The sequence below is a fragment of the Polynucleobacter sp. genome (genome assembly GCF_030693775.1).
Classification (GTDB): domain Bacteria; phylum Pseudomonadota; class Gammaproteobacteria; order Burkholderiales; family Burkholderiaceae; genus Polynucleobacter.
The window spans coordinates 770,454-788,056 of the sequence record NZ_JAUXZY010000004.1 but is presented as its reverse complement, the minus strand read 5'-3'; the positions used below and the strand labels follow the sequence as shown (position 1 = coordinate 788,056).

The 17,603-nt window shown below is 50.2% G+C and carries 19 protein-coding genes; 9 read left to right on the top strand and 10 right to left on the bottom strand.

Features of this window, described 5'->3' with window-relative positions:
• Nucleotides 1-3: 3 nt before the first annotated feature.
• Both Q8M75_RS06755 and Q8M75_RS06750 read left to right on the top strand, forming a co-directional pair.
• On the top strand, nucleotides 4-963 hold the full coding sequence (locus Q8M75_RS06755; protein WP_305487661.1) for a DMT family transporter: 960 nt from the start codon (nucleotides 4-6) through the stop codon (nucleotides 961-963).
• 48 nt (nucleotides 964-1,011) lie between these two features.
• Nucleotides 1,012-2,610: a rhodanese homology domain-containing protein gene (locus tag Q8M75_RS06750; RefSeq protein ID WP_305487659.1), complete on the top strand. Its 1,599-nt coding sequence runs from the start codon at nucleotides 1,012-1,014 to the stop codon at nucleotides 2,608-2,610.
• A gap of 74 nt (nucleotides 2,611-2,684) precedes the next feature.
• On the opposite strand, the gene Q8M75_RS06745 is transcribed toward Q8M75_RS06750, so the two are convergent.
• From Q8M75_RS06745 to Q8M75_RS06735, 3 genes are all read right to left on the bottom strand, one after another.
• The gene (locus Q8M75_RS06745) at nucleotides 2,685-3,302 is read right to left on the bottom strand and encodes a phasin family protein (protein WP_305487657.1); all 618 of its coding nucleotides are present in this window, start codon (nucleotides 3,300-3,302) and stop codon (nucleotides 2,685-2,687) included.
• An 85-nt stretch (nucleotides 3,303-3,387) separates the two neighbouring features.
• A complete protein-coding gene (locus tag Q8M75_RS06740) occupies nucleotides 3,388-3,546 on the bottom strand; it encodes a DUF2256 domain-containing protein (RefSeq protein ID WP_371131775.1) in 159 nt (52 codons plus the stop codon).
• Nucleotides 3,547-3,594: 48 nt separating this feature from the next.
• Nucleotides 3,595-4,695 carry an alkene reductase gene (locus tag Q8M75_RS06735; RefSeq protein WP_305487653.1) on the bottom strand — a complete coding sequence of 367 codons (1,101 nt, stop codon included), beginning with the start codon at nucleotides 4,693-4,695 and terminating at the stop codon, nucleotides 3,595-3,597.
• 164 nt (nucleotides 4,696-4,859) lie between these two features.
• Between Q8M75_RS06735 and Q8M75_RS06730 the strand changes: the two genes are divergently transcribed.
• Genes Q8M75_RS06730 through Q8M75_RS06720 form a run of 3 tightly spaced genes read left to right on the top strand, consistent with a single transcriptional unit; the run spans nucleotide 4,860 to nucleotide 6,649 of the window.
• On the top strand, nucleotides 4,860-5,024 hold the full coding sequence (locus Q8M75_RS06730; protein ID WP_108470093.1) for a rubredoxin: 165 nt from the start codon (nucleotides 4,860-4,862) through the stop codon (nucleotides 5,022-5,024).
• A gap of 54 nt (nucleotides 5,025-5,078) precedes the next feature.
• Nucleotides 5,079-6,245 (top strand): NAD(P)/FAD-dependent oxidoreductase, encoded by a 1,167-nt coding sequence (locus tag Q8M75_RS06725; protein ID WP_305487649.1) that lies wholly within the window; start codon nucleotides 5,079-5,081, stop codon nucleotides 6,243-6,245.
• A complete protein-coding gene (locus tag Q8M75_RS06720; RefSeq protein WP_305487646.1) occupies nucleotides 6,242-6,649 on the top strand; it encodes a group II truncated hemoglobin in 408 nt (135 codons plus the stop codon). Before Q8M75_RS06725 ends, Q8M75_RS06720 begins: the two co-directional genes overlap by 4 nt.
• Before the next feature lie 73 nt (nucleotides 6,650-6,722).
• Here Q8M75_RS06720 and sodB read toward each other — a convergent pair whose 3' ends face one another.
• Together sodB and Q8M75_RS06710 are read right to left on the bottom strand one after the other, a co-directional pair.
• Nucleotides 6,723-7,301 carry a superoxide dismutase [Fe] gene (sodB, locus tag Q8M75_RS06715; protein WP_108469270.1) on the bottom strand — a complete coding sequence of 193 codons (579 nt, stop codon included), beginning with the start codon at nucleotides 7,299-7,301 and terminating at the stop codon, nucleotides 6,723-6,725.
• A gap of 120 nt (nucleotides 7,302-7,421) precedes the next feature.
• On the bottom strand, nucleotides 7,422-8,006 hold the full coding sequence (locus Q8M75_RS06710) for a urate hydroxylase PuuD (RefSeq protein ID WP_305487641.1): 585 nt from the start codon (nucleotides 8,004-8,006) through the stop codon (nucleotides 7,422-7,424).
• Nucleotides 8,007-8,234: 228 nt separating this feature from the next.
• On the opposite strand from Q8M75_RS06710, the gene Q8M75_RS06705 reads away from it, so the two are divergent.
• The gene (locus Q8M75_RS06705; RefSeq protein ID WP_305487639.1) at nucleotides 8,235-10,460 is read left to right on the top strand and encodes a malate synthase G; all 2,226 of its coding nucleotides are present in this window, start codon (nucleotides 8,235-8,237) and stop codon (nucleotides 10,458-10,460) included.
• A 27-nt stretch (nucleotides 10,461-10,487) separates the two neighbouring features.
• Here Q8M75_RS06705 and Q8M75_RS06700 read toward each other — a convergent pair whose 3' ends face one another.
• Together Q8M75_RS06700 and Q8M75_RS06695 are read right to left on the bottom strand one after the other, a co-directional pair.
• Nucleotides 10,488-11,264, bottom strand: coding sequence for a 3-hydroxybutyrate dehydrogenase (locus Q8M75_RS06700; protein WP_305487637.1), 777 nt, complete (start codon nucleotides 11,262-11,264; stop codon nucleotides 10,488-10,490).
• Between the two features lie 78 nt (nucleotides 11,265-11,342).
• Entirely contained in the window at nucleotides 11,343-11,849 is a 507-nt protein-coding gene (locus tag Q8M75_RS06695) for a YqaA family protein (protein WP_371131758.1), read from the bottom strand.
• A 178-nt stretch (nucleotides 11,850-12,027) separates the two neighbouring features.
• Between Q8M75_RS06695 and Q8M75_RS06690 the strand changes: the two genes are divergently transcribed.
• Together Q8M75_RS06690 and Q8M75_RS06685 are read left to right on the top strand one after the other, a co-directional pair.
• Nucleotides 12,028-13,197, top strand: a complete 1,170-nt coding sequence (locus Q8M75_RS06690; RefSeq protein WP_305487635.1) for an acyl-CoA dehydrogenase family protein — start codon at nucleotides 12,028-12,030, stop codon at nucleotides 13,195-13,197.
• Nucleotides 13,169-14,395, top strand: coding sequence for a CaiB/BaiF CoA-transferase family protein (locus tag Q8M75_RS06685; RefSeq protein WP_305487633.1), 1,227 nt, complete (start codon nucleotides 13,169-13,171; stop codon nucleotides 14,393-14,395). Before Q8M75_RS06690 ends, Q8M75_RS06685 begins: the two co-directional genes overlap by 29 nt.
• On the opposite strand, the gene cls is transcribed toward Q8M75_RS06685, so the two are convergent.
• Genes cls through Q8M75_RS06670 form a run of 3 tightly spaced genes read right to left on the bottom strand, consistent with a single transcriptional unit; the run spans nucleotide 14,392 to nucleotide 16,809 of the window.
• A complete protein-coding gene (gene cls, locus Q8M75_RS06680; protein ID WP_305487631.1) occupies nucleotides 14,392-15,867 on the bottom strand; it encodes a cardiolipin synthase in 1,476 nt (491 codons plus the stop codon). The genes Q8M75_RS06685 and cls overlap by 4 nt on opposite strands.
• Entirely contained in the window at nucleotides 15,864-16,613 is a 750-nt protein-coding gene (locus tag Q8M75_RS06675) for an endonuclease/exonuclease/phosphatase family protein (protein WP_305487630.1), read from the bottom strand. Before Q8M75_RS06675 ends, cls begins: the two co-directional genes overlap by 4 nt.
• 1 nt (nucleotide 16,614) lies before the next feature.
• On the bottom strand, nucleotides 16,615-16,809 hold the full coding sequence (locus Q8M75_RS06670; protein ID WP_305487628.1) for a hypothetical protein: 195 nt from the start codon (nucleotides 16,807-16,809) through the stop codon (nucleotides 16,615-16,617).
• Nucleotides 16,810-16,906: 97 nt separating this feature from the next.
• Here Q8M75_RS06670 and Q8M75_RS06665 point away from each other — a divergent pair, with 97 nt between their 5' ends.
• Nucleotides 16,907-17,602, top strand: a complete 696-nt coding sequence (locus tag Q8M75_RS06665; RefSeq protein ID WP_305487626.1) for an ABC transporter permease — start codon at nucleotides 16,907-16,909, stop codon at nucleotides 17,600-17,602.
• Nucleotide 17,603 lies beyond the last annotated feature (1 nt).

The window sequence follows — 17,603 nt, the reverse complement described above, 5'->3', positions numbered from 1 at the left end:
GGCATGTCTTTTTTTTCAAGCACAGAACAGCGGCGCCTTTACCTCACCGGCATCCTCATGGCCGGACTCGGATCAATCCTTTTTTCGGGCAAAGCGATCTTAATTAAGCTGGCCTATTCCTATGGCACCGAGCCGGAAACGCTACTGGCATTACGCATGATCTTTGCGCTACCTCTGTTTTGGGCCTTGTACTATTGGCAAGCGCGCAGTAAGCCGATGAGCCCCATATCCATACTAGATACCTTCAAAGTATGTGGTCTCGGATTTTTAGGCTACTTCTTATCGAGTTACCTTGACTTTTTGGGTCTGCAATACATTTCTGTGGGGCTTGAACGCATCATTTTGTACCTCACGCCCACACTCGTTTTATTGATTTCTTTTTTTGTTTTCAAGAAACGCATCTCCCGAATTCAGTGGTTGGCACTGATCACCGGCTACCTTGGCGTCACATTGGTTTTTATTCAGGATGTGGCAATCCTCGGTAGCGAGGCTTGGCTAGGAATGGCTCTGGTTTTTGCTAGCGCCTGCGCTTATGCGGCCTACATGATTGGCTCTGGCGAGATGGTGCGCCGGATTGGTAGCGTTCGCTTGGTCGTATTTGCGAGCTCTGCTTCGGCCGTGTGCAGCATCATCCAAATTCTTTTTTACGAACCGAGTTCCATTTTTAACCAAGCTCCCGAGATTTACGGGCTAAGCTTAATTAATGCCAGCATCTGTACTGTTATTCCAATGACGATGATCGTGGTTGCTATTAATCGGATTGGCTCACCATTGGTGGCGCAAGCCGGCATCGTCGGTCCGATTGCTACCATTTTTATGGGCTGGCTAGTCCTGTCCGAAACCGTTAGCTTGCTGCAGCTTGGCGGCATGGCGATCGTCATTGCTGCGATGTGGTTGCTGGTCAAAAATGATCCTAGTGATAAGGCAATCCTTGCTAAATCAACTGAGGTGGATGGCCGCTGAGCGTTGATATTGGGCAGTTGCTAAAATAACTAAAAATAGGACATAAAAATGACTGAAAGCAATCACACCATCCCGCAAAAAAATTACGAATACGTCCGCAATGCACTTCTGCAGCGTCACGAAATTGCATTCTTAGATGTGCGCGAAGAAGGTCCTCATGCCGAAGAGCACCCCCTGTTTGCGGCCAATCTCCCCCTCTCTCGCATCGAATACGATGCCTATGCAAAGTTGCCCAGGCGCAATGTCCCCATTGTGACCCTCGATGAGGGCGAAGGTTTTGCCGAATTGGCTGCGCGCCGCCTGATTGCATTGGGGTATACCGATGTATCGGTATTCCAAGGCGGCATTCGGGCTTGGGATGCGGCAGGCGGTGAATTGTTTCGGGACGTCAATGTGCCCAGCAAGTCCTTTGGTGAACTCGTAGAGTCCAAACGCCACACCCCATCCTTCTCGGCGGAGGAAGTAAAGCAGCGAATTGATGCCAAGGAAGACATGGTGGTACTGGATGTGCGCCGCTTTGATGAATACAACACCATGAGCATCCCCACGGGGATTAGCGTCCCCGGCGCTGAGCTTGTATTACGCGTGAAGGAAATTGCGCCCAATCCAAAAACCCAGATTATTGTCAATTGCGCTGGTAGAACACGCAGTATTTTAGGAACACAATCCTTAATTAATGCGGGCATTCCAAACCCGGTTCACGCCCTGCGCAATGGCACGATTGGCTGGAAGTTGGCTGGACAAAGCTTAGATGTCGGCCAAACCCGGCGCTTTTCTGATGTAGAGCCTGAAACTGCAGCAGAGGCAGCGCAGCGCGCTCGTTCTGTTGCCGACCGGGCTAAAGTAAAACGTGCGCAGTTAAGTGATGTGAAGGAATGGCAACAGCAGAGTGAGCGCACCACTTACTTTTTTGACACCCGCACCCCAGAGGAATATGAAGCCGGACACCTTCCCGGCTTTCGTTCTGTTCCAGGTGGGCAGCTTGTACAAGAGACCGAAATGGTTGCGCCAGTACGGGGTGCTCGCATTGTTTTAGCCGACCCCAGTGGTGTTCGGGCGGACATGGCAGCATCGTGGCTTGCTCAGATGGCCTGGGATGTGTATGTCGTGGATGGCTTAAAGACCAGCGACTTGAGCGAGCACGGCACGTGGAAAAACCCATTACCCTCTTTGCCAACAGTAGACTACGTTGACGTAGCCACACTCGCCCAACTACAAGAATCGAATGCAGATGTTCTAGTAGTTGATTTCAGTACCCATGCGTTTTATGTTCGAGGTCATATTCCCGGCGCCTGGTTTGCCCTTCGCTCCGAATTAAGCGAAGCATTGAAGTCGCTTCCAACAGCAAAGCATTATGTGCTGACCAGCACTCCGCCAGAACTCGCTGTGTTCGCTGCCGCTGAAATGCAAGCCTATTCCGGCAAACGGGTGTCTGTGTTGCAAGGTGGTAACGCTGAATGGATCAAGGCTGGACACCCACTTGAGAAGGGCGAGACCCATCTCGCCTCACCTGCGCGCGACCGCTATAAACGCCCTTATGAAGGAACCAATATTGGGCGAGAAGCAATGCAGGCTTATCTAGACTGGGAATTTGGTTTGGTTGCCCAACTCGGCAAGGATGGCACGCACCATTTCTGGGTCTTATAAATAAAACGCCACCCCAAGTTTAGGGTGGCGACGATTACCTTACTGATTCAAGATCAGCAATAAAGACGATAAGCTTAAGCCTTCTTTTTAGCAGCCTTTTTGGCGGCAGGTTTTTTTGCGACCGCTCGTTTTGCTGGCGCCTTTTTGGCGGCTGCCTTTTTAGGTGCCGCTGACTTAGAGCTGCTAGCCTGAGTGCGACTGGATAAGCTGCTGATATTTTTTTCAGCAGCCTCAGCTGCTTCATTAATAACGCGACGCCCTTCCTTGAATGCCTTTTCACCAGCGCGGGACAAGTCGCGGGCTACTTTGGCTAAATGCTCGCCACCAGCAGGCATTTTTTTCTCAACATCTTCAAGCCAACCAGAGAGGGATTCGCGGGCCTTCTCTAAATATTTTTCTGCCTCGTCCGCAGCATCATCGCCCATCTCGCGCAGCATGCCTTTCACTTTTTTATGATAAACGTGCAAACGATCGGCGGCGGCTTGTGTTGCCTCCTCCTGCAAGAGCTTCAAACTCTCGAGATCATTCTTCGCTGCCGTTTTAGCAAAACGCAGAGCGTGATCCATATTGTGTTTCAACTCATTGGCATGATGCTCGCTGAGCTGCTTAGCGGTATCGAGCAACTTATGGGATAGCGTAAAGAGCTCTTTGGCTTTCTTTTGCTGCCAGTCTTGAATGTCTTTTTGGTTCATTACTGATCCTTTCGAGGGTCGTGATTTTTATAAAGCTTCACCTACCACTCTAAACCGAAAGAAGCATGCTGCCAACTGCGCGCAATTACGAAGAAGTCGGTTTTTTGACTTCCTGTTTATTTTGCCGACAGCGGTCGGAACAGTATTTCACTTCATTCCAAACTTTTTCCCACTTTTTTCGCCAATTAAAGGGCCTGCCACAGCAAACACAGTCCTTGCTGGGCAGATCGCCCTTCTTACGCATGCCCATGATTTATGTCCAAATGGGGTTTGCCATGCCTTAATACCTTAGTTATAAGCTAGGGTAATCGGTGTAGCCTTTTTCGTTACCGCCATAAAAGCTGGCCCGATCGTATGGGTTGAGTGCCGCATTTTGTGCAAAGCGCTCCGCCAAATCCGGATTGGCGATGTAAATCCGCCCGTAAGCGATAGCATCAGCAAGGCCCGCTTCCAATGCTGCCTCACCGGATTCTTTGGTGTATCCACCGGCACTAATGAACTTGCCATGAAACGCCTTACGGAACAGCCCCGATACATTAGGCGCATTTGCGTCAACCTTGTCATTACCACCTGCAGTAGTCGCACGCGGTTCGATCATATGGAGGTAAGCGAGGCCCAATGGATTGAGCTTATCGATGACTGCCGTAAAGAGCGTCACTGGATCACTATCGGCAATGTCATTGAAACTGCCGTAGGGGGATAAGCGAACGCCAATGCGGTCATATGAGAAGACTTCGCTGACGGTTTTTAGTACGTCGATTAATAGGCGCAGGCGATTTTCAACTGAGCCGCCGTATTGATCGGTGCGTTGATTGGTTTTATCTTGCAAGAATTGATCCAGTAGATAGCCATTCGCTGCATGGACCTCGATGCCATCAAATCCGGCCTTTTTAGCATTGAGCGCGGCATTACGAAAATCAAGCAGTAACTGGGCAATATCGGCTTCGCTCATGGCTTTTGGGGTTTCATACTCGTGCAACTGCCAATCGGCGCCATAGGTTTTGCCAGCAGGTGCTATTGCTGAAGGGGCGACAGGCAAGCCTTCGTTTGCATGCAATGAGGAATGGGAAATGCGACCAACATGCCAGAGCTGGGAAACAATCAAACCTCCTTTGGCGTGGACCGCTGCAACAATCTCTTTCCAAGCCTGCGTTTGCGCTTCGGAATAAATGCCCGGCGTGGCTGGGTAGCCCTTGCCTAAGGGGGAGATTTGGGTTGCTTCGGTAATGATCATGCCGGCACTCGCGCGCTGACCGTAGTAAGTCTTGGCCAGCGGACTCGGCACATCGCCATCGATGGCGCGCATGCGTGTCAGTGGTGCCATCACTAAGCGATTCTTGAGCGCTAAGGAGCCGAGTGAAACAGGGCTAAGAAGTTCTAAGTGGGTCGACATGCATGCTTCCTTTATGTAAATGAATAAACCAAACAAACCTGATCGTAACAAGAATGGGGCTGATCTGCACACCGCAGCAAAGACCGGTATTTATAGGCGCCCCATTTAAGCCATGTATTCTGTAGGCCTAAATGGCATTTCTGGCTAAGAATAAAGGGATGAATATGAAAACGTGGCAATGCATTGTGTGTGGATTTATTTACGACGAAGCCAAAGGCCTCCCAGAAGATGGGATCGCGCCAGGCACTGTGTGGGCCGATGTTCCGGCAAACTGGGAATGCCCGGATTGTGGCGTGTCCAAGTCCGATTTTGAAATGGTGCAAATTTAAATCAAGCTTCTTTATTAATGTACTGTCATTCAATCTGTTAAAGGGAATACCGCTTTGAGCGAACATCAAGATCAAGCCCTACCGATTGTCATTATTGGCAGCGGCTTAGCTGGCTATACCGTCATTCGCGAATTGCGTAAGATCGATAAGGATGTACCGATCACGCTGATCACCCGCGAGCCTGGCTACTTTTATTCCAAGCCAATGCTATCGACTGCATTTGCCAATAGCAAAGCAGCTGATCAGCTCATTAGCTCCAGCAGTGACGCTATGGCAGAGCAGCTCAACTTAACGGTATTGAGCAACACCGATGCGCACTCCATTGATGCGCAGGCTCGGTTACTGCGCACCAGTAATGGTGAAGTAGGCTATAGCAAGCTAGTGTTAGCTTTGGGTGCCGATCAAATTGATCTTCGCCTCCAAGGCACCGCTGCTAATCAAGTCATGACGGTGAATGACCTAGAAGACTATGCACGATTTCGCAAGGCCATTGAGGGTCGCAAACGTGTAGCAATTCTGGGCGCTGGTTTAATTGGTTGTGAGTTCGCCAATGACCTCACGCTTGGCGGCTACTCAGTGGACGTCATTGATTTAGCGCCCCATGCGCTGGGTCGCCTCTTACCCGAGGCTGCAGCAACGGCACTAGAAGAAAAACTCAGTGCAGCGGGTGTACGCTGGCACTTTAGCAGTACCGCGGAATCCATTGACCTGCATGGTGATGCCATACGCATTACCCTAGTCAATGGCGCCATGATCGATACCGATGTGGTCCTTTCGGCTGTGGGCTTACGTCCCCGTATTCAATTAGCGCATGATGCAGGCATTGCCACTGGGATGGGCATCCAAGTCAATCGCCAACTGCAAACCAATCTGGATTCGATTTATGCCATTGGTGATTGTGCGGAAACCGAAGGATTGGTCCTGCCCTATGTGATGCCGATCATGCAAGCAGCGCGTGCGTTGGCACCCGTATTACTCGGACAAGCGGCGACGCTACAGTACCCAGCCATGCCTGTGATGGTTAAAACCCCCGCCCACCCTATCGTGGTCTCGCCCCCAGCCAAAGGGGCAGAAGGCCAGTGGAACAATACCAAGGTCGAGGGCGGCATGGTGTGTCGCTTTGAATCTAGCGATGGTCAGTTGCTGGGCTTTGCCTTACTGGGTGCAGCAACCTCGGAACGCGCTGCACTGGTTAAGTTACTGCCTCCTGTATTAGCATGAGCGCAGATCAAACCAACGGCCCGCAAACAACTGCATATGAATGGATTGGCGGCGCAGAATCGATTCGGCAATTGGTTGATCGGTTTTATGATCTCATGGAGCTTGAGCCCGCATACGCCGTGATTCGGCAATTGCACCCAGCTGACTTAAGCACATCCCGTGACAAGTTGTATTTGTTTTTGACTGGCTGGATGGGTGGCCCTGATCTCTACCAAGAAAAGTATGGGCACCCTAAACTACGGGCCCGTCACCTACCCTTTCCGATTGGCTCAATCGAGCGCAACCAGTGGTTGGACTGCATGCAGCGCGCCATGGATGAAGTAGCAATCGATGCACCACTCAAAGAGCGTCTCCATGAATCTTTTTTCGCCACTGCCGACTGGATGCGCAACAAGCCGGGCTAAGTCATTTTTTGCAGCCCTAAAAACAAACAAGTCACCCTCAGGTGACTTGAATGGCGCAACGGTAAATCAGGAATTAAGCAAAGTTCTTTGCAGCAAAATCCCAGTTCACTAAATTCCAAAATGCCTCAAGGTACTTAGGACGTGCATTGCGGTAATCAATGTAATACGCGTGCTCCCACACATCGCAGGTCACCAAGGCTTTTGCATCGGTTGTCAATGGTGTGGCGGCATTGCTAGTGGACACGAGATCAAGCGAGCCATCGGGCTTTTTAACCAGCCATGCCCAGCCTGAGCCGAAGGTGCCAACGGCACACTTTGCAAACTCTTCTTTGAACTTGTCAAACGAACCCCATTTGGCATTAATCGCATCAGCCAGCGCGCCAGTAGGAGCGCCGCCGCCATTCGGCTTAAGACCCATCCAATAAAAGGTATGGTTCCATACTTGGGCTGCGTTGTTAAAAACACCGCCGGATGATTTTTTGATAATGTCTTCGAGGCTGGCGTTCTCAAACTCGGTACCCTTGATCAGGTTATTCAAATTGGTAACGTAAGTCTGATGGTGCTTACCGTAATGGAACTCCATGGTTTCTTTTGAAATGTGTGGGGCCAAGGCGTCAAGCGCGTAAGGCAACTGCGGTAATGTATGTTCCATCGTGTCTCCCTAATAAATATGGTTTTTGTTAATGCGAATCGGTTCCGAGAACCTGTTTCGTTCTCACAGCCACTATTTTATGCGGGTGCAGTACTTTTTGCATATTTATCCCCCCTTTGCCTACAGACCCCCGTGGGATTGGGCGCTCATCAGATACAGCATCGGAATCGACAAAATCGTATTAAAGCGTGATACCAGCATGGCTCGGCGGGCGGAGGCTGCTTTGGCCGCTGGCTCAGCAGCGACGATCCCCAAAGCACGTTTTTGATTGGGCCAAATCACAAACCAGACATTGAATGCCATAAAGAGGGCAATCCACATACCCAAACCGATCGCCCGAAACGCGGGCTGCAGGGTAAACGCCTGATGCGCATAACCGGCAAGGATCGCGACCAATACGCCTGTCACTACCGTCGCAAGCGCAGCGTACCGAAACCATAGCAAGGCTCGGGGCGCAATGACCTTACTAATTGCTGGCTTTTGTTCATCTGGTATCTGGGGCATCGATGGAATTTGCACCGCATTGAAATACCACAGCAAGCCAAGCCACATCACCCCACAGAGGATATGAAGCCAGCGCAGCGAAAACAGCAACCATTCTGGCGAACCCAGGGCGCCCTGGTTAGCAAAAATGAGCAAAATGACTGCCAGCAAGGCAAATCCAGCCAAGATGGTGCGACTAAGGGAATTCAAAATGGCTGTCATGCAAAGTATCCTATTTTTATCGCCTTCGTCTTGGCAGATACAGAGGCGGCCAAGAAGCAAAGGTATTGCGGTGCAAGGCTCAGTTTACAATCGGAAACATTACTTTTTTTGCTAAAAACAGCATTTATTACCCTATTTTTTACAGATATATTACAAAAATATGGGAAAATATATTGCACTGCAATGCAATTGTTTTTTCCTTCGAAAACCGCTTTTAAGGCCCCTATTATGACCGCTCGTACCCAATGCCACAGCCTCCAAGTTGCCACTCCCCTCTATCGATTTATTGAAGACAAGGTACTCCCTGGGCTAAATATCAAGAGTGCTGATTTTTGGGCCGGTTTTGATGCGATCGTGAACGACCTATCACCCAAAAATGCAGCCTTGCTAGCTAAGCGTACCCATCTACAGCGTAGCTTAGATGCTTGGCATAAAGCCAATCCAGGCCCAATCAAAGATATGCCTGCGTATCGCAAGCACTTAAAAGACATTGCTTATATCGAAGATGTACCTGCCAAGGTTGTGGCTACCACTCAGAATGTGGATGATGAACTAGCTCTCCAAGCGGGTCCCCAGCTGGTGGTTCCGGTACTCAATGCACGTTATGCCTTAAATGCTGCCAATGCGCGTTGGGGCTCTTTGTATGATGCTCTCTACGGCACAGATGTGATTTCGGAAGAAGATGGTGCAAGCAAAGATGGCGCATACAACCCAATTCGTGGCGCTAAGGTAGTCGCCTATGCGCGTCAGTTTTTAGATCAGGCCGCTCCTTTGGCTAAAGCTTCCTATAGTGATGTAGTGGCTTATAGCGTTGTAGACAAAAAACTGTCCGTGAAATTAAAGGATGGGAGCACAACGGGTTTGGTTGATGAGAAACAGTTTGTTGGTTACCAAGGCGATGCCTCTGCACCATCCTCTGTTTTATTGCGCAATCATGGCATTCATATTGATATCCAAATTGATAAGACGAAAACTATTGGCGCTGCTGATCCAGCAGGAGTAAATGATGTGGTGCTGGAGGCTGCGCTGTCCACTATTTTGGACTTAGAAGACTCGGTAGCCGTTGTGGATGGCGATGACAAAGTACTGGCTTATGAGAATTGGCTCGGCATTCTCAAAGGTACCTTAGTTGAAGAAGTCAGCAAAGGCGGCAAGACATTTACTCGCAAACTGAATCCAGATCGCAAGTACACCGCAGGTATTGGCGCTGTCAATGCGAAAGATGGTGTTGTTACTTTGCATGGCCGGTCGCTCCTGTTCCTCCGCAACGTAGGTCACCTGATGACTAACCCGGCCGTCTTGACTGCCAATGGAACGGAGATCTACGAAGGCATCTTAGATGCAGTCGTGACTGTGTTGATTGCCTTGTACGATATCAATCGCCCAGCGACACAGGCGATTGGTAATACGCGCAAAGGCTCTGTCTACATTGTGAAGCCAAAAATGCACAGCGCAGAAGAAGTTGCCTTTGCTAGCGAGCTCTTTGGTCGGGTGGAGAAGTTACTGGGCTTACCCGAGAACACCGTCAAATTAGGCATCATGGATGAAGAGCGCCGTATGAGCGTCAATCTGAAAGCTGCTATTGCTGCAGCTAGCGCTCGCGTTGCATTTATTAATACCGGATTCTTGGACCGTACTGGCGATGAAATGCATACCGGCATGTATGGCGGCGCAATGGTTCGCAAAGGTAGGATGAAGATTGCGAAATGGTTTGGAGCCTATGAACGCCGCAATGTATTGGCTGGCTTAGATTGCGGCCTACGTGGTCGTGCACAAATTGGTAAAGGAATGTGGCCTGCGCCAGATCTCATGAAGGAAATGGTTGAGCAAAAAGGAGCTCACCCTCAAGCTGGAGCGAATACCGCTTGGGTCCCATCCCCTACCGCTGCCACCTTGCATGCACTGCACTATCACCAGATCGATGTGGCAAAGATCCAAGAGGAAATGGAGAAACAAGATACTGCAGCTGAGTATGAAGCCTTAACCGATGATCTCTTAACGGTACCCATTGCACTTTATCCGGATTGGACTAAAGAGGAGATTCGTGAGTCCCTCCATAACAACTGCCAAGGTATTTTGGGTTATGTCGTTCGCTGGATTGATCAAGGTGTTGGTTGCTCCAAGGTGCCTGATATTTACAACGTTGGCTTAATGGAAGATCGTGCCACCTTGCGGATTTCGAGTCAGCACATTGCCAACTGGTTATTGCACAAGTTTGTCACCAAAGCGGAAGTAGAGGAAGCCTTGCAACGTATGGCTACGATTGTTGATGGTCAAAATGCCGGCGATCCTCTTTATAAGCCAATGATGCCAAACTATAAAGATTCTCTTGCATTCCAAGCTGCAAGTGATCTGATCTTTAAGGGCCTTGAGCAGCCTAACGGCTATACCGAGCCCTTGCTGCATGCCTATCGCTTGGTAGTGAAAGCGAATGCTAAAGGCGGCTTAGCGTAACAGCGTCTTATGGTGGATCTGGATGCCCTATTGGGCCGTCCAGCCACCATCCATATTCCAAGCTGCACCGCGTACTTCAGATGCAGCATCACCACACAGAAATACAGCCAACGCAGCAAGCTGTTCGGGGGTAACGAATTCTCCTGAGGGTTGCTTTTCAGAAACTAGTGCTAATTTAGCGGCTTCATCGGAAACGCCTTCCCGCTCAGCGCGTGCATCCACTTGCTTTTGGACTAAGGGGGTTAAGACCCAGCCTGGGCAGATTGCATTGCAGGTCACACCGGTTCGTGCAGTCTCCAGCGCCACCACTTTAGTTAAACCAATAATTCCATGTTTTGCTGCGACGTAAGCCGCTTTTTGCATCGATCCAACTAAGCCATGAACGGATGCAATATTAATGATGCGGCCCCAATTGCGCTGTTTCATGCCAGGCAAGGCAAAACGGCTCGTATGAAATGCAGAGCTTAGGTTGATCGCAATCACCGCATCCCAACGCTCCGCTGGAAACTCTTCAACGTTGGCAACATGCTGAATACCTGCATTGTTGACCAAAATATCCAGTGCGCCAAAGCGCTTTTCCGTTGCCGCAATCATCGCCTCAATTTCAGCAGGCTTGCTCATATCGGCGCCGTGGTAATCGACCTCAACACCGCAAGCTTTCACACTCGCAATAGCCGCGTCTTTTTCACCAAAGCCATTCATCATGATGTTGGCGCCCTGCTTCGCCAAAGCAACTGCCATAGCGAGGCCAATACCACTGGTTGATCCTGTAACAAGAGCTGTTTTTCCGCGTAAGCTAGACATAGCATGCATTCCTAAAGAAGTGGGGATAGAAGGTACTTTTAAAGCTGCCTCGATTGAGATCAATGATAGCCGATAGCCCTAAGTACCAATCCCAATAAAACGGCCAATGGCATGCCAAAACTCACTGGGTATGCTTACTAAAACCAGCGTAAAGGTAACGTAGCGTAAAAACTTGCCAATCGCCATATAGACCAAACAAGCCTTCCAGGGCATACGTAACCACCCTGCTAAAGCGCACAATGGATCACCAATACCCGGCAGCCAGGATAGCAACAGCATCTTCGGGCCTAGGCTAACAAGCCAGCGCTGCATGCGCCCTGCTGTAGGCCCTTTATAGGCCTCGAAGGCATTGCGCGCACCCAGGCCTAAAAACCAGTTCACCATCCCGCCAATGGTGTTGCCCACCGTTGCAATCGCAATGGCAGGCCATAGCATGCTTGGATTCACGCTGACATAGGCAAATAGAACCGGCTCGGAACCCATCGGCAGCAAGGTCGCTGAAATCAGTGCGACCAGAAAGACTGCTGGGAGACCAACGGATGGCATCCCGAACCAATCTAAAAATGCAATGAAGTAGTGCTCCAATCCGCTATGCCCTTCTCTTTATCTCATCCCCATTACAACAGCATAAGTCTATTCTCAGGCCCTGCATTCGGAAGTCGTTTGATACTGAAGCTGTATTTTCCAAGATTTTGTATTTTTGCTTAAACTAGGGGTCTATTGTGCCCTGCACACGCACCAATTCCTGTTCTGAAAGAGATTAATGAATCACCCCATTCCAGCACCCGATCAATACCAAGACATTCGCGATGCGCTGCGTGACCTCTGCGGTCAGTTTGATTCCAGCTATTGGCAAAAAGTCGATCACGCACGCGGCTACCCCGAGGCATTTGTCGATGCGGTCACGAAAGCAGGCTGGCTCGCCGCATTAATCCCAGAAGAATATGGCGGCTCCGGCCTGGGACTGGCCGAAGCGTCGGTCATCATGGAAGAAATTAACTTTTCTGGCGGCAACTCGGGATCCTGCCATGGTCAGATGTACAACATGGGCACCTTGCTGCGACATGGCTCTGAGGCCCAAAAGAAGCTCTATCTTCCCAAGATTGCCAGCGGCGAACTGCGCTTGCAGAGCATGGCCGTAACCGAGCCCACTACCGGCACAGACACCACCAAACTCAAAACGACCGCCGTTAAAAAAGGGGATCGCTATGTGATCAACGGCCAGAAAGTCTGGATCTCGCGGATACAGCATTCCGACTTGATGATCTTATTGGCGCGCACTACTCCGCTGAGTGAGGTAAAACGCAAGTCAGAAGGCATGTCGATTTTTATCGTCAACCTAGCTGATGCGATTGGCAAAGGTATGGAAGTACGCCCGATTGAAAACATGGTCAACCACGAAACCAATGAAGTCTTTTTTGATAATTTGGAAATCCCAGCCGAAAATTTAATCGGCGAGGAAGGTCGTGGTTTTAAATACATCCTTGATGGTTTAAATGCGGAGCGTGTGCTGATTGCAGCAGAGTGTATTGGCGATGCCTACTGGTTTATTGATCGCGCGCGGCGCTATGCCAATGAGCGAGTGGTATTTGATCAACCGATTGGTAAGAATCAAGGCATTCAGTTTCCGATTGCGGACAGTTATATGGAAACGGAAGCGGCTAACTTAATGCGCTTTAAGGCTTGCGATTTATTTGATCGCCACCAGCCATGCGGTCCAGAGTCGAATATGGCTAAATACCTAGCTGCCAAAGCATCCTGGGAGGCGGCCAACGTCTGCCTACAAACCCACGGTGGCTTTGGCTTTGCCTGTGAGTACGATGTCGAGCGGAAGTTTCGTGAAACCCGCCTCTATCAAGTGGCCCCCATCTCCACGAATTTGATTTATTCCTATATCGCCGAACATGTCCTCGGCCTTCCTCGGTCTTTTTAATATGAGTAGTAAGCCTGCCGTACGGCCACTCGATGGCATCACCGTTGTCTCACTCGAGCATGCGATTGCTGCTCCTTTTTGCACTCGCCAACTGGCAGACTTAGGCGCGCGCGTCATCAAGGTGGAGCGTCCTGGAGAAGGTGATTTTGCCAGGGCCTATGACGAACGTGTTGGTGGTCTGGCCTCGCACTTTGTGTGGGTGAACCGCTCCAAAGAAAGTCTCACTCTCGATTTAAAACAGGCTGAAGCACTCAGCGCTCTCAAGACCCTGCTTAAAACGGCCGATGTCTTAGTGCAAAACTTAGCTCCTGGCGCAGCGGCACGTATGGGGCTCACCGCGACTGAATTACAGCGCGATAACCCAGGCCTCATTTTGTGTGATATTTCCGGCTACGGCAATGATGGCCCCTATCGCGATAAAAAAGCATACGACTTACTCATACAAAGTGAGGCAGGTTTCTTGTCGGTTACTGGCACTCCCGACGTCCCCAGCAAAGCAGGCAACTCGATTGCAGATATTGCAGCGGGAATGTATGCCTACAGTAATATCTTGGCAGCACTATTGCAGCGCCAAAAAACCGGCGTAGGAAGCAGCATTGACGTATCCATGCTGGAATCCCTTGGCGAATGGATGAGTTACCCGATGTACTACGCCTATCAGGGTGCTAGCCCACCCCAGCGCAGCGGTGCATCCCATGCCACCATCTATCCCTATGGCCCGTTTAAAGCAGGCGATGGAGCAACGGTCATGCTGGGCTTACAAAATGAGCGGGAGTGGTTGGCTTTTTGCGAGGTGGTTTTAGATAATCCCGCATTAGCCAGTGATGTTCGTTTTGATAAAAACAGCAAACGCCATGAGAACCGCGATGCCTTGGCCAAACTGATTGATGCCTGCTTTAGCAAACTGACTTGTGATCAGGTAATTGCTAAATTGGATCAAGCGCAGATTGCCAATGCCCGCTTAAACGATATGAATGGAGTCTGGCATCACCCGCAATTAGCGGCACGTGAGCGCTGGGTATCAGTAGACTCCCCTGCAGGACCGATTCCGGCCTTGCTGCCACCCGGCACCAATGATCAATTTGATTACCGGATGGATGCGATACCGTCTGTTGGGCAACACACGAAGGCCATTCTGACTGAAATTGGCTTCAATCCAGACCAAATCAGCGCCATGAAGGCCACCAAGGCGATTTAAAGCAAAGGCGAAGTCAGGTGGGCTAAATTTTCAAGAAGGACGCGCCAACGCGGACGCTTAGCCCACTGCGTCGCCGAAACAATATCGGCATCCTTCAGGTAGCTGTGAATTAACTTTTCTAAATGCGCGCAGAACACTGTGTCGTATACGATGAGGCTGATTTCAAAATTGAGTCGCAGGCTGCGCTGATCAAAGTTCACCGAGCCAAATATCGCAGTCTGGCGATCAATTAAAAGGCTCTTGGTATGCAATAAACCGCCATGAAATTCTGCAATCCGAACACCCGCTTGCAGTAAGTCCTCATAAAAACTGCGACTGCTCCAAGCAACTAAAGTGGAATCATTGCGTTTGGGCACGATTAAGGTTACCTTGACACCGCGGTGGGAGGCTGCCATTAATGCCTGCAAAAGACCGTCGTCTGGCCCAAAGTATGGGGTGGTAATGACTAACTCCTCACGCGCATCCAGAATGGCAGATAAGAGCACTTGATAAAGGATGTCGTCGCGATACACCGGGCCAGAGGAGAATTCTTGAGCCAAGGTTTTGCCGTCCTCCAGAGCAGGCATTAGGTGATGGTCTTTGAAGTGAGAAACGGATGGATTATCAACGCTCCAATCAAACAAGAAAGTGAGCTCAAATTGGGCGGTTACCGGCCCTTCAATGCGTACCATCGCATCGACCCACTCACCCACACCCGAATCTTGTTTAAACGTCCGTGGATCGACCAAATTCATGCTGCCGGTCCACACAACGCGGCCATCAATCACAAAGATCTTGCGGTGCAGGCGCAAGTCAGCCCGGCGGAACTGAAAGCGCCCCAGCTGAATCGGTAAGGCCTCGGTGATGGCAATGCCGGCCTCTTTAAAGCGACTAGGCCAGCTGGATTTAAACCAAGCCTTACTACCCAAAGAATCCAATAAAACACGGCACGCTACGCCGCGTTTTGCGGCACGAATCAAAGCCTCACCCACGGCATCGGCATCGCCACCCAAAGCCCAAATGTAAAACTCCATATGCAAACTGACTTTGGCTTGATCGATTTCGTGAACAAAGGTTTTCAGAATGGTGAGCGACTCCGTAAACAGCTCAATCCGGTTGCCCGCAGTGACAGGCGAGCCCTTTTGCGACTCTGCAAGCAGACTTAATGCATTTGCCTCGATGGGCAAGAGCGCGCGATCAGCCGCATAGTGCTCGCACATTTGCCGACGTAATTTAGCGTGCTCTCGCTCCATGCGCACAATTTTCTTCGTCAAGCTGCGACCCACCGGGCGCTCGCCCAACATGACATAGAACACAATTCCCACGACGGGCAGCATCACTACAACTAAAAACCAGGCAAACGATACGCTCACAGGGCGCCGAAACCAAATCAAGCGCAGCGCAAACAAAATCACCAATACCGCGTGCGCCAGTGCAAACCATGGAAAGGATAAATCAGCCTGACGGCCAATCAGGATGTCAATGAAATTCATAAAAGTTCCAATTCAGCAGCAATACCAAGGTGATCCGATAGCCTAAACCATTCCTCTAACAGATCGGCAGAATGAATCTGTAGGCCGCGAACATAAATCCGATCCATCGGTAGAAGCGGCTTAATACTCGGAAAGGTTTTTGCGGGTGAGCCGGTTAAAGTCTCAAAAACTTCTATAAAGCCAGCATCGCGCATTGGGGCGCTCAGTCGGTTCCGCCAATCATTAAAGTCTCCTGCCACAATTGCAGGGCCATCTTGGGTCAAGCTATTAATGTACGAGATGATTTCCACCAACTGGCGTTCACGCCCCCGCTCAAATAATGCCAAATGAACACAAAAGCAGTGGATTGGCACATCACTGCCAGGCAACTGAATCGAGCTATGCAATAAGCCTCGGCGCTCAAAACGATAGGCCGAGATATCGTAATTAAACCCTTTGTGCAAAGGATGTTTAGAGAAGATAGCATTACCGTGGTGTCCCTGGCGGTACTCCACATTTTTCCCATAGTGCCAGTCGTGCCAAAATCCTTCGGCTAAGAAGTGGCTTAACTCATTTGCGGGCCATTGCCCAAAACGCCGGATACGACCCCGATGCTCTTGTTGAAACTCTTGAATGAAAATCAGATCTGGGTTGTGTGAACGCATTTCTTGCTTCAAACGGTAAACCGTAGAATGCGCATGCAGGGCCGAAACGCCTTTATGCATATTGAGGGTCACAACTCGCACCCGATTGTGTGATTGCGGCATCTTACTGGGATGCACTTTGACGACGCACTTTAGCGTAATAAATCTCGGATTCGACAAGCTCTTGGCACTGCATGCATTTATTGCAGATCGATGCCTGCTCTCGCAACTCTTCGATTGAATTAATGGGGTGCGTATCCAGATACTCCCGTAAATCCAGGTCCACTATGCCGTTACAAACACATACTACCTCTGCCATTCCGCTTACCTAATCGTGCTATCGGTTGTACTTCATCACTAAAAGCCCCATAACTGGATTGTGCCACCGCTGCGAGTGAGGCTTGCTAGAATTAGGCATGTTAATTGCCTTTCAAGACGCCTTTGCGCTATTGACCCAATTTGATCGGGGCGTGATCAGCATTGTGCTGGTCTCCCTGCAGGTCAGCCTAAGCGCCTTGGTGTTGGGTACGCTGGTTGGCCTCCCCCTTGGGGCCTGGTTAGCAACCGAGCAATTTCGGGGTAAGCGCGCGCTGATTATTACGATCAATACCCTCATGGGTGTCCCCACCGTGATTATTGGGGTGCTAGTGTATTTAGTCTTGTCGCGCAGTGGGCCATTGGGGGATTTAGGCTGGCTGTTTACCGTCAAAGGCATGGTAGTCGCTCAATTTCTGCTCACCACACCGCTGGTGGCTGCTCTAAGCAGGCAGGTCTTAGAGGATGCCTGGCAGATTCACCGCGAAACCTTTTTATCCCTCCGTTTCACACGCTTTGGTTATATCAAATGGCTACTTTGGGATTGCCGCTTCTCGCTCACGATTGCGATCTTGGCAGGTCTAGCTAGAGCGATATCGGAGGTAGGTGCCGTCATGATTGTGGGCGGTAATATTCTCAACTCCACCCGTACGATGACGACTGCCATCGCTCTTGAAACCAGCAAAGGCGATTTGCCATTCGCTCTAGCGCTCGGCATCGTGCTGCTGGTCATCGTACTATTAGCCAATTTACTCACCTTCGCAGTGCGATCGATTGCAGAACGGCGCTATGGTTAAT

Excerpts from the sequence above, each read along its gene's own strand:
- Q8M75_RS06710 (WP_305487641.1), bottom strand. The coding sequence starts at position 8,006 with ATGACAGCCATTTTGAATTCCCTTAGTCGCACCATCTTGGCTGGATTT.
- Q8M75_RS06735 (WP_305487653.1), bottom strand. The coding sequence starts at position 4,695 with ATGTCGACCCACTTAGAACTTCTTAGCCCTGTTTCACTCGGCTCCTTA.
- Q8M75_RS06720 (WP_305487646.1), top strand. The coding sequence starts at position 6,242 with ATGAGCGCAGATCAAACCAACGGCCCGCAAACAACTGCATATGAATGG.
- Q8M75_RS06700 (WP_305487637.1), bottom strand. The coding sequence starts at position 11,264 with ATGTCTAGCTTACGCGGAAAAACAGCTCTTGTTACAGGATCAACCAGT.
- cls (WP_305487631.1), bottom strand. The coding sequence starts at position 15,867 with ATGAATTTCATTGACATCCTGATTGGCCGTCAGGCTGATTTATCCTTT.
- Q8M75_RS06750 (WP_305487659.1), top strand. The coding sequence starts at position 1,012 with ATGACTGAAAGCAATCACACCATCCCGCAAAAAAATTACGAATACGTC.
- Q8M75_RS06675 (WP_305487630.1), bottom strand. The coding sequence starts at position 16,613 with ATGCCGCAATCACACAATCGGGTGCGAGTTGTGACCCTCAATATGCAT.
- sodB (WP_108469270.1), bottom strand. The coding sequence starts at position 7,301 with ATGGAACATACATTACCGCAGTTGCCTTACGCGCTTGACGCCTTGGCC.
- Q8M75_RS06670 (WP_305487628.1), bottom strand. The coding sequence starts at position 16,809 with ATGGCAGAGGTAGTATGTGTTTGTAACGGCATAGTGGACCTGGATTTA.
- Q8M75_RS06745 (WP_305487657.1), bottom strand. The coding sequence starts at position 3,302 with ATGAACCAAAAAGACATTCAAGACTGGCAGCAAAAGAAAGCCAAAGAG.
- Q8M75_RS06690 (WP_305487635.1), top strand. The coding sequence starts at position 12,028 with ATGAATCACCCCATTCCAGCACCCGATCAATACCAAGACATTCGCGAT.
- Q8M75_RS06705 (WP_305487639.1), top strand. The coding sequence starts at position 8,235 with ATGACCGCTCGTACCCAATGCCACAGCCTCCAAGTTGCCACTCCCCTC.
- Q8M75_RS06755 (WP_305487661.1), top strand. The coding sequence starts at position 4 with ATGTCTTTTTTTTCAAGCACAGAACAGCGGCGCCTTTACCTCACCGGC.
- Q8M75_RS06740 (WP_371131775.1), bottom strand. The coding sequence starts at position 3,546 with ATGCGTAAGAAGGGCGATCTGCCCAGCAAGGACTGTGTTTGCTGTGGC.
- Q8M75_RS06685 (WP_305487633.1), top strand. The coding sequence starts at position 13,169 with ATGTCCTCGGCCTTCCTCGGTCTTTTTAATATGAGTAGTAAGCCTGCC.
- Q8M75_RS06665 (WP_305487626.1), top strand. The coding sequence starts at position 16,907 with ATGTTAATTGCCTTTCAAGACGCCTTTGCGCTATTGACCCAATTTGAT.
- Q8M75_RS06730 (WP_108470093.1), top strand. The coding sequence starts at position 4,860 with ATGAAAACGTGGCAATGCATTGTGTGTGGATTTATTTACGACGAAGCC.